Below are 9,433 nucleotides of genomic sequence, written 5' to 3' on the forward strand. Positions count from 1 at the left end.
TCTGAACCATGCTGCGTTCATTTATTGCATTTGTCGTCCATCGCCGGCTGCTGGCGCTGTGCGCCACGCTGGCGATTGCCATCTATGGCGTCTACGCCTATCTGCAGACGGCCATCGAAGCCTATCCTGACGTGACCAATGTGCAGGTCGGCGTGATCACCCAGGCACCGGGCCTGGCTCCCGAAGAAGTGGAGCGCCAGATCACCCAGCCGCTGGAGCGTGAGCTCAACGGCACGCCGGGTCTGATATCGCTGCGCTCGGAGAGCTATTTCGGCCTCTCCATGATCAACCTGGTCTTCAACGACGACGCGAAAAGTTTCACCGCGCGCGCCGAGGTGTCGCAGCGTCTGCCGCAGGCGGATTTGCCCAACGGCGTGACGCCTGAAATGGCGCCTGACTACACGCCGCTGGGCAAGATTTTCTACTATCGCCTGCAAAGCGACAGGCACACCCTGGCGCAGCTGCGCACCGAGCAGGAATGGCATGTGGTGCGCGTGCTCAAGCAGGTGCAGGGCGTGGCCGACGTGGTGAGCATTGGCGGCTTCGTCAAGGAGTTCCACGTTGAAGTGGACCCCGAGAAGCTCTACAGCCTGGGCCTGTCGCTGGACGATGTGAGCGATGCACTTTCCAAGTCCAACCGCAACGTCGGCGGTGGTCTGATGCGCCGCGGTGAACAGTCCTTCATCATTCGCGGTATCGGCCTGTTGCGCAATCCGCAGGAGATTCAGGATGTGGTCGTTGCCATGCGTGGCAAGGCTCCCGTGACCATCGGTGACGTGGCGCGTGTCGCGCAGTCGCATACGCCGCGTCAGGGCTCGGTGGGCATGGACGACCAGAACGATGTGGTGCAGGGCATTGTGCTGCTCAAGCGCGGCGCCAACCCTTCCATCGTGCTCGATGACATTCATGCAAAGGTCGATGAGCTCAACAGTGGCGGCCTGCCTGAAGGCATGCACATGGTCACCAACTATGACCGCTCCGATCTGGTGGGCCATACGCTCAAGACCGTGCAGCACAACCTGCTGTTCGGGGCCACGCTGATCGTGGCCGTGCTGTGGCTGTTCCTGCGGAGCCTGCGTGGCTCGCTGATCGTGGCCACCGTGATTCCGCTGTCGCTGCTGGTGGCCTTCATCGGCCTGCACTGGCTGGGCATGCCCGCCAATCTGATCTCCATGGGAGCCATCGACTTCGGCATCATGGTGGACGGTGCCGTGGTGCTGGCCGAGAACATCATCCGCAATGCACGCCAGCGAAAGCCGCAGACGGCGAACGACATGCGCCACATCATTGTGGATTCGGCCGTTGCCGTGGCCAAGCCCACGCTGTTCGCCATGGCCATCGTGATTGCGGCGCTGATTCCCGTGTTCTCGCTGCAGAGCATCGAAGGCCGCATCTTCCGCCCGCTGGCCATGACCTACAGCTTTGCCCTGCTGGGTGCGCTGGTGTTTGCCATGGGGCTGGTGCCTGCGCTGTGCGCCCTGATGCTCAAGCCCAAGCATGTGATGGTGGAAGAGCCCAAGATCTTCGACCGCGCGCATCATGGCTACCAGCACTGGATCGCCAAGGTGCTGGGCGCCGCCAAGCGCCGCACGGCTGTGATTGCCGTGTTCGTGAGCGTGCTGGTGGTGGCCGGGGTTTCAGCCAAATGGCTGGGCACCGAGTTCCTGCCCGAGCTCGATGAGGGCGATGCCTATGTGCTGGTGCAGATGCCTGCTTCCATCTCGCTGGAAAAAGGCCAGGAAGTGCTGCGCGATGTGCGTCTGCGTCTCAAGGTCTTCCCCGAGGTGATCACCGTCACCACGGAGCAGGGACGCCCCGAATCGGGAACTGACAACGAGACGCTCAATCTGGCCAAGGTGCTGGTGCGCCTCAAGCCCCATGGCGATTGGCGCAAGGGCTTGACCAAGCCCGCGCTGATCGAGGAAATGCGTGCGACGCTGGGTGAAATTCCTGGCGTGGCCTTCAACTTTGCGCAGCCCATTCGCGACAGCGTGGAAGAGTCCACATCGGGCGCGCGCGGCCAGGTGGTACTCAAGCTGTTCGGCCCCGATATTCCCACCCTGCGCGGCATTCTTCAGCAGACCAAGTCGCTGGTGAAAGGCATCGACGGAGTGGTTGACCTGGATCTGTATCGCGATGCTCCGGCACCGCAGGTGCATGTGCAGTTCGATCGCCAGGCGCTGGCACGCCAGGGCATCGCCATGGAAGACGCGCAAAAGACGCTGGAAGTGGCCCTGGCCGGTAATGTGGCCACCACTCTGTGGGAGGGTGAATTTCCCGTACCGGTGCGTGTGCGTCTGCCCTATGTGGACCGCATGGACGAGGAGCGCATTCGCAACATCGCCATACCGCTGCCCGATGGTGGTTCGGTCCCCCTGGGATCGGTCGGTACGGTCAGCATGAAGATCGGCAACTCCTCCATCTTCCGCGAAGGCAATGCGCGCTACATGGCGCTCAAGTTCAACGTGGAAGGCCGCGATATTGGCTCGGTAGTGAAGGACACGCTGGCCACCTTCAAGCAGAACGTGAAGCTGCCCGAAGGCTACCAGGCCGTCTGGGGCGGCGAGTGGGAGAACCAGCAGCGTGCGGCTGCACGCCTGAAGGTGGTGGTGCCGCTGTCTCTGGTCATCGTCTATGCCCTGCTGTTTGGTGCGCTGGGCCAGGCCCGCAGCGCCGGCATCATCCTGCTGTGCGCGCCGTTTGCCATGGTGGGCGGCATCGCAGCCTTGCATCTGGCACACATCGAGCTGTCCATCAGCGCGGCCATCGGCTTTATCGCCTTGCTGGGTCAGGTGGCTTTGGCGGGCTTGCTGGTGGTCTCTGCGGTCGAGGATTTGCGCCGCCAGGGTATGCCCTTGATGCAGGCGCTGATCGAAGGTGCAGCCGAGCGCATGCGCTCCATCATTCTGGTGGCACTGCTGGCGCTGCTGGGCCTGCTGCCCATGGCTCTGTCTACCGGCGTGGGTAGCGAAACCCAGCGCCCCTTTGCCTCGGTCATCGTTGGCGGCATGGTGGTGCTGCCACTGGTGGCGCTGGTGCTGCTGCCCGTGCTGTATGCCTTGCTGGGCCCCAAGAACATGTTGACGCAGGAAGAACGTGATGAAAGCGCTCAAGATGAATAAGTGGCACTCTCTGGCCATGGCCGCTGCACTGTGCTGCGGCGCTTTCAGCGGCACAGGTCATGCTGCCGAGACTATGGATGCAGCCGCACAGAGCAATGCTGCAGCGGGCCGTCTGGCGGCCCCTGCACAGCCTGTGACCCTGCAGGAATATCTGCGCATCGTCGTGCAGAACCAGCCCAATCTGGCGGCAGATCGCATGCAGCTGGATCTGGCAAAGGCAGACAGCAAAACGGCTGCCACCATACCCAATCCCGCCATGCACTACTCCAGCAAGCGCGGAGAAAAGGAATGGGGTGTGGAGCAGGCCATCCCCATCTTTGGCCAGCGTGGCATGCGCATCGAGAACGCCAGGCTGGGCGAGAAGGCCGCCGCGGCGAATGCCGATGTCGCAGTCGCCGTCACCATGAGCGATGCAGCCCATGCCTTCAATGAGCTGCTGGTGGCCCAGCAGCGCTATCAGGTGTGGTTGGCTGCCCGTGATGAGCTGGAGAAGGCCGGCAACATCGTCAAGGGCCAGATCGAAGCAGGCACGCGCAGCCGCTATGACGGCGCGCGCCTTAACCTGCAACAGGCACAGATGAGCATGCAGGTCAGCAAGGCCCAGGCCGCCTTGCGGGATGCTGCATCACGCGTGGCCAGCATTGCCGCCTTGCCGCAATGGCAGGTGCGTGTGGAAGGCAGCCTGCAGGCCACTGACATTCGCAAGGCAGCCAGCTACGAGCAGCTGTGGAACCAGGCGCAGAACCAGTTGCCGAGTCTGCGTGCCGCGCAGGCCGAGCTCGACAGGTCGCGCCAGAAAATCAAGCTCGAGCAGCGTGAAGCATTGCCCACGCCATCCTTTGGTCTGGCTCGCGTTCGCAACAGCGTGGACGGCAGTTTCAACCAGGTGGGCGTGAGCGTGGAGATCCCGCTGTTCGACCGCCGTCAAGGCCCCATCGAGCGCGCCAAGGTCGAGGCCGATCAGGCCGAGCTGCGCCGCGATGCGGCTGTGCTTGCCGCCCAGTCCGAGCTGCAGCGCGCCCTGCAGCAGCTGTCGCTGCGCCGAACGGCCGTGCGCGACTACGAGAAGGAAGGGCTGGCGCAGATTGCGCCGCTGCACCAGATGGCACAAGACGCCTACAAGCTGGGCAAGGGCACGATTCTGGAGCTGATCGATGCACTGGGCTCGATCACCGAGCACAGGCTGGAGCATCTGGAGCTGGTCAAGGACATGCTGGACGCCGAGTGGGAAGTGCGTCTGGCCAGCGGCGATCTGCCACAGGTGCAGCCTTGAGCGAGGCGGGGGAGATGGCACAAACCCCTGTACCACCTCCTGATGCTGCTGCATCGCCGGCTGCGAAGGTGGAGGCAACGGCTTATAGTGTCTGTCCACCAACGGCCAGAGACAGACTCAGCATGTACCGCTACCTCATCATCGAAGACGATGCGCTCAACGCGCGTTACATCGCTGAAGGGTTGCGCCAGCAAGGCGCGCATGTCAGCGTCTGCGGTGACGGCGTGCAAGGCATTGCACAGGCCGTTGGCGAGAACTGGGATGTCATCATCCTCGACCGCATGTTGCCCAATGGCTTTGACGGGCTGCAGATTCTGCAGACACTGCGCTCCATGGGAAAACAGACGCCGGTGCTGGTGCTCAGTGCCTTGTCTGCCACGGACGAGAGAGTGCGCGGGCTCAAGGCCGGCTGCGATGACTATCTGACCAAGCCCTTTGCATTTTCCGAGCTATCGGCAAGGCTCGAAGCCCTGGTGCGCCGCGCCCAGATCCCGGCTCCCACGCGCGAGATGCAGGTGGCCGATCTGCGCGTCAACCTGATTTCGCGCAGCGCCGAGCGCGCCGGCCAGCCGCTGTCGCTGCAGCCGCGCGAGTTCCGCCTGCTGGCGTTTCTCATGCAGCACGCGCACCAGATCGTCACGCGCACCATGCTGCTGGAGTCGGTCTGGGATTACCGCTTCGATCCGCAGACCAATGTGATCGACGTGCACATCAGCCGCCTGCGCAGCAAGGTGGACAAAGGCTTTGCCACGCCTCTCATCCATACCGTGCGCGGTGTGGGCTACAGCCTTTCGGACCAGCCGCAAGACCTGCCCGAGGTGGTCTGATGATGCGCTCCAGACCCTGGAGTTCGCTGGCCTTCAGGCTGGCACTCAGCTATGGCGGCCTCCTGGTTCTGACCATGGCCATTGTGCTGGCCGTCTTCTATGTGCAGACCGTGGGCGTGGTGCGGGTGAGGCTCGACAAGCAGGCCGAAAACCATGTGCGCAGACTGACCGAGCACTCGGCCAAATACGGCCCTGGAGCACTGGAAAGCGAGATACTGCAGACCATTCGTGACGGTGTGAATACCGACACGGAAATCCTCATTCTCATGAACCCGCAGGGCGAGACCATTGTCAGCAATGCCGAGGTCTATCCTCCGCGCAAGCTCAGCATCATGGGCGTGCGCGAGCTGACCGTGAAGCGCAACGGGCGGCTGATGGTGGGCCGGGTTGCCGTGGTCGAAATGCCCAATGGCAATCTGCTGGCCGTAGGCAGCGACATGCAGCTGCAGCGCGACATGGAGGAGCTGTTCGGTCAGGCCAGTCTGCTGGCGGCCGTTGCAGCCTGCATCATGGCCCTGATAGGTGCCATGGTCTTCAGGCGTGTGGTGGATGAGCGCGCGGCAGCCATTCGCAACACCATGTCGCGCGTTGCAGCGGGCGATTTGCGACAGCGCATTCCGGTCGATCAGCGCGGCGATGAATTCACGCTGCTCAACCGCGATATCAACGCCATGCTCGATCGGCTCGAGCAGTTGATGGAAGGCATACGCCATGTCTCCAACAGCATTGCGCACAACCTCAGAACGCCGCTGACGCGCATCCTGCTGCGCCTGCGCAACGCGCAGCAGGCCAGCCCCGAAATGCAGTCTGCCACGCTGGCGCTGGTGGCCGAAGAAGTCGCTGAACTCGGTGTGGTGTTCGAGAAGCTTTTGCAGATTGCCGAAGTGGAAAGCGGAGCCAGCCGCAAGAGCTTTGCACCGGTTGACCTGCAGGCCTTGCTGGTCGATGTGGTGGACTTTTACGAGCCGCTGGTGGAAGACGCCGGCGGCATTCTCAGGCTGGATGTGCAGCAAGGTGTGCAGGCCCTGGGCGATGGTGACTTGTTGGCCAGCGCCGTCTCCAATCTTGTCGATAATGCTATTAAATACGGAGCATCATCCAGCGACATTCATGGCGCTGACGTGCTGCTGCGTGCGGCCCCGGCGCAGGAGCAGGGCAGCGATGGCGCATGGGGGGTGGAGATCACCGTGCAGGACCAGGGACCGGGCGCAGATCCTCAGACCCTGGAGAAAATGACCACCCGTTTCTATCGCGCAGAATCGGATCGCCCGGGCTACGGACTGGGCCTGGCCAGCGTGCTGGCCATTGTCCAGCTGCATGGCGGCAAGCTCAGTTTTCACAACGCCAATCCGGGCATGGTGGCTCGCATCTGGTTGCCTGCCGTGGCCGATGTCTGAAGCGCTGCCCAGAAGCTTTCAGATCTGCGAAAGCGCCTTGTTGCCGTAGGCGCAGAACCCCGGCTTGGGGCCTTTCTTGGGATGCAGTCTGCAGGTCTCCGGGCGCTTTTCATAGACCGTGCAACGGCGCGTGTTCTTGTCCAGAAAGTTGCAGTCTCCACCTGCCCGGCGGGCCATGGTGAAGATCTCGTGCTTGGGGTTGAAGTGGTCGATCAGGCGCATCTTCAGCAGCCGCTTGGCGATCAGCTTGGGCTCGATGTTTTCGACCTCGAACGGGTCCACCAGCTCCAGGCGCACCAGATCCGGCAGGCGTACCTCCAGCGGCATGGTGCAGCAATTGGCTGCGCAGCTGTCACACATGCCGGCCTTGTATTTGCTCCAGGTTTCCAGGCGGTCGACGTCAACAATGCGGATGGAGGATTTCATTTCGGGTGGGGCACTTCTGGGAGAAGCGCGATGCTGCCATGAGATGTCGATGTCTGCCTTGCGTCATTGCTATGAGCAGACCCGGCTCATGGGATTGAGCCGGCTGCGCAGCAGCCTACACTGAACAGGCATATCACCATCCACGGGAGAACGATTTTGGCAAGCCAAACCACGCTTTACTACGCAGCTGGCACCTGCGCGCAGGCCGTACTGATTGCGCTTTATGAGGCCGATGCCCAGTTCACGCTCAAGACGCTGAGCTTTGCCGACAACGAGCAGCGCAGCCCCGAATACCTGAGCATCAATCCCAAGGGCAGGGTGCCCGCGCTGGCCACGGAACGCGGCGTGCTGACCGAAACTCCGGCGCTGCTGCTGTATGTGGCGCAGACCCATCCGCAGGCAAGGCTGGCGCCGCTCCATGATCCCTTCGCGCTGGCGCAGATGCAGGAGTTCAATGCCTATCTGGCATCGACCGCGCACATCGCCCACGCCCATCGTCCGCGCGCCTCGCGCTGGGCCGACGACGAGGCCGCCCAGGCCGCCATGCGCGCCAAGGTGCCGCAGAACATGCGCGACTGCTTTGCCATGATCGAAGAGCACTATCTGGGCGACAAGACCTGGGTGATGGGCGAGCAGTTCACCGTGGCCGACGGCTATCTCTACACCGTGGCGGGCTGGCTCAAGGGCGACGGCGTGGACATCGCCGAATTCCCGCGCGTGGCAGCCCACTTCGAGCGCGTGAAGGCCAGGGCTTCGGTGCAGAGGCTGGGCTGACGGCATCTCAAATGCCGGACGTGAAGGGATAAGAAATACGCCTGCCAGCGTATCGGTGAATTGCCATAGCGCTTGTGATGAGGGCTGTGGCAGGCCTGATTGCGTCCCAATGGGAGAGGGCCATAGGCTCTCTTCGCGGTACGCGATAGCGCGATCACTCGCTCAAAAAAGTGGGCGAGGAAATCATGGGTCTGAGCCAGGCTGGCACCTACAGGGTCCAGGCCATGGGTAGTGGACCGGTGCCGGAAAAGGAAAAAAGCCTATTCGGCAGAAATCATCGAAAAGGTGAATGGTGTGTTCGAGGTCGAATTGACCGACGGTGACCAACTTCTGTATGTCGGTGGTGTGCTTAAGGACCAGTTGTTGGAAGAGCAGATGCTGATCAAGCGGTCTGCAAGGAGCAGTTCAACAGCTCACCGGATCTGCGCAATTCGCTGTGCAACACCATCATGAATGGCCTGGGGTGATCGGCAAATAAGGTGCAACTAGACATTGGGTTCCGAGTGGCTTCCGTGTATCTGGGCAACTTTATGCAATGCTGAAGGCAAAGGCGGATTTGGATTCCCGGGACCAGCGTAGTTCCGCTGCAGCAGCACGGCCCAGAGCTGGCAAATCCCATCTTGTGAACATCGGGTGTGATGCTGAAATTGCTCGAATTTCAACGCAAATCAGCCTGACGCGATCTCCTGGTAGCAGCTAGCCGCTATCAGATCCATGGCCTCGGTGCTCTTGGCTTTGGCCACAGTGGCAGGCGTGTGCCTGATCCTGGACCGTCCCGGGGTCTCCAGAACCACTCTCCCCCTTGGCGCACATGCATGGGTCATTGCGTGCGCTAGGCGTTTTCACACTGCTTTTGATCCGTGACACGGTATTTGTCATCCCCTTTGAGGCTAGGGAAAACAATGATTTTGGATATATTTATTTTTAAAGTAATACGTGCCATATTCATCCAAAATCATAAATGCCCGTTCCCACGCGGGCCCTGTGAAGGATCTTGCGATGGCAGAACGCTCGTTTGTCGAAGAGGTCAAGAAGCTGCGCCTGGGCGCGGGCGAGGTGTTCCACGGTGAAGGCATCCTGGCCGTGACCAAGGCGCTGCTGGAGTCAGGCGTGAACTACGTCGCGGGCTACCAGGGCGCACCGATCTCGCATCTGATGGACGTGCTGGCCGATGCCCAGGACATCCTGGTCGAGCATGGCATCCGCTTCGAGAACAGCGCCAGCGAGGCCACGGCCGCCGCCACGCTGGCCGCGTCGGTCAACTACCCGCTGCGCGGCGCCGTGACCTTCAAGGCCACGGTGGGCACCAACGTGGCGTCCGATGCGCTGGCCAACCTGGCCTCGGGCGGCGTCAAGGGCGGTGCGCTGGTCATCGTCGGCGAGGACTACGGCGAGGGCTCGTCCATCATGCAGGAGCGCAGCCACGCCTTTGCGATGAAGTCGCAGATCTGGATGCTCGATCCGCGCCCCAACCTGCCGAGCATTGTGCAGGCGGTGAAGGATGGATTCGAGCTGTCCGAGGCCAGCAACACGCCGGTGTGTTAATTTCCACGCAAAACTGACCCGCCATTTCCATCTCAAACTGACCCACCCTTTGGCTTGAGCCGTAAGGCT

General features: G+C 61.9%; 6 protein-coding genes and 1 pseudogene. 6 read left to right on the top strand and 1 reads right to left on the bottom strand.

The window, feature by feature from the left end:
* Positions 1 to 8 precede the first annotated feature (8 nt).
* The 4 genes from ACWGXF_RS05810 (at position 9) to ACWGXF_RS05825 (ending at position 6,619) form a co-directional block, all read left to right on the top strand.
* Positions 9 to 3,122: an efflux RND transporter permease subunit gene (locus ACWGXF_RS05810; protein ID WP_012836546.1), complete on the top strand. Its 3,114-nt coding sequence runs from the start codon at positions 9 to 11 to the stop codon at positions 3,120 to 3,122.
* A complete protein-coding gene (locus ACWGXF_RS05815) occupies positions 3,100 to 4,395 on the top strand; it encodes a TolC family protein (protein WP_256629352.1) in 1,296 nt (431 codons plus the stop codon). The genes ACWGXF_RS05810 and ACWGXF_RS05815 overlap by 23 nt, the downstream gene beginning before the upstream one ends.
* A 122-nt stretch (positions 4,396 to 4,517) precedes the next feature.
* A complete protein-coding gene (locus ACWGXF_RS05820) occupies positions 4,518 to 5,222 on the top strand; it encodes a response regulator transcription factor (RefSeq protein WP_003065317.1) in 705 nt (234 codons plus the stop codon).
* Positions 5,222 to 6,619: a sensor histidine kinase gene (locus ACWGXF_RS05825; protein WP_012836544.1), complete on the top strand. Its 1,398-nt coding sequence runs from the start codon at positions 5,222 to 5,224 to the stop codon at positions 6,617 to 6,619. Before ACWGXF_RS05820 ends, ACWGXF_RS05825 begins: the two co-directional genes overlap by 1 nt.
* Before the next feature lie 18 nt (positions 6,620 to 6,637).
* Here the strand turns inward: ACWGXF_RS05825 and ACWGXF_RS05830 are convergent, their stop codons facing one another.
* Positions 6,638 to 7,045, bottom strand: coding sequence for a YkgJ family cysteine cluster protein (locus tag ACWGXF_RS05830; protein ID WP_003065319.1), 408 nt, complete (start codon positions 7,043 to 7,045; stop codon positions 6,638 to 6,640).
* Between the two features lie 156 nt (positions 7,046 to 7,201).
* Between ACWGXF_RS05830 and ACWGXF_RS05835 the strand changes: the two genes are divergently transcribed.
* Positions 7,202 to 7,819 carry a glutathione S-transferase family protein gene (locus ACWGXF_RS05835; RefSeq protein ID WP_256629347.1) on the top strand — a complete coding sequence of 206 codons (618 nt, stop codon included), beginning with the start codon at positions 7,202 to 7,204 and terminating at the stop codon, positions 7,817 to 7,819.
* Positions 7,820 to 8,818: 999 nt separating this feature from the next.
* Positions 8,819 to 9,358 (top strand): annotated as a pseudogene (locus tag ACWGXF_RS05840) (indolepyruvate ferredoxin oxidoreductase); the annotation flags it as partial.
* Positions 9,359 to 9,433 lie beyond the last annotated feature (75 nt).

It is taken from the genome of Comamonas sp. HJ-2, assembly GCF_053615495.1.

Excerpts from the sequence above, each read along its gene's own strand:
- ACWGXF_RS05810 (WP_012836546.1), top strand. The coding sequence starts at position 9 with ATGCTGCGTTCATTTATTGCATTTGTCGTCCATCGCCGGCTGCTGGCG.
- ACWGXF_RS05830 (WP_003065319.1), bottom strand. The coding sequence starts at position 7,045 with ATGAAATCCTCCATCCGCATTGTTGACGTCGACCGCCTGGAAACCTGG.
- ACWGXF_RS05815 (WP_256629352.1), top strand. The coding sequence starts at position 3,100 with ATGAAAGCGCTCAAGATGAATAAGTGGCACTCTCTGGCCATGGCCGCT.
- ACWGXF_RS05825 (WP_012836544.1), top strand. The coding sequence starts at position 5,222 with ATGATGCGCTCCAGACCCTGGAGTTCGCTGGCCTTCAGGCTGGCACTC.
- ACWGXF_RS05820 (WP_003065317.1), top strand. The coding sequence starts at position 4,518 with ATGTACCGCTACCTCATCATCGAAGACGATGCGCTCAACGCGCGTTAC.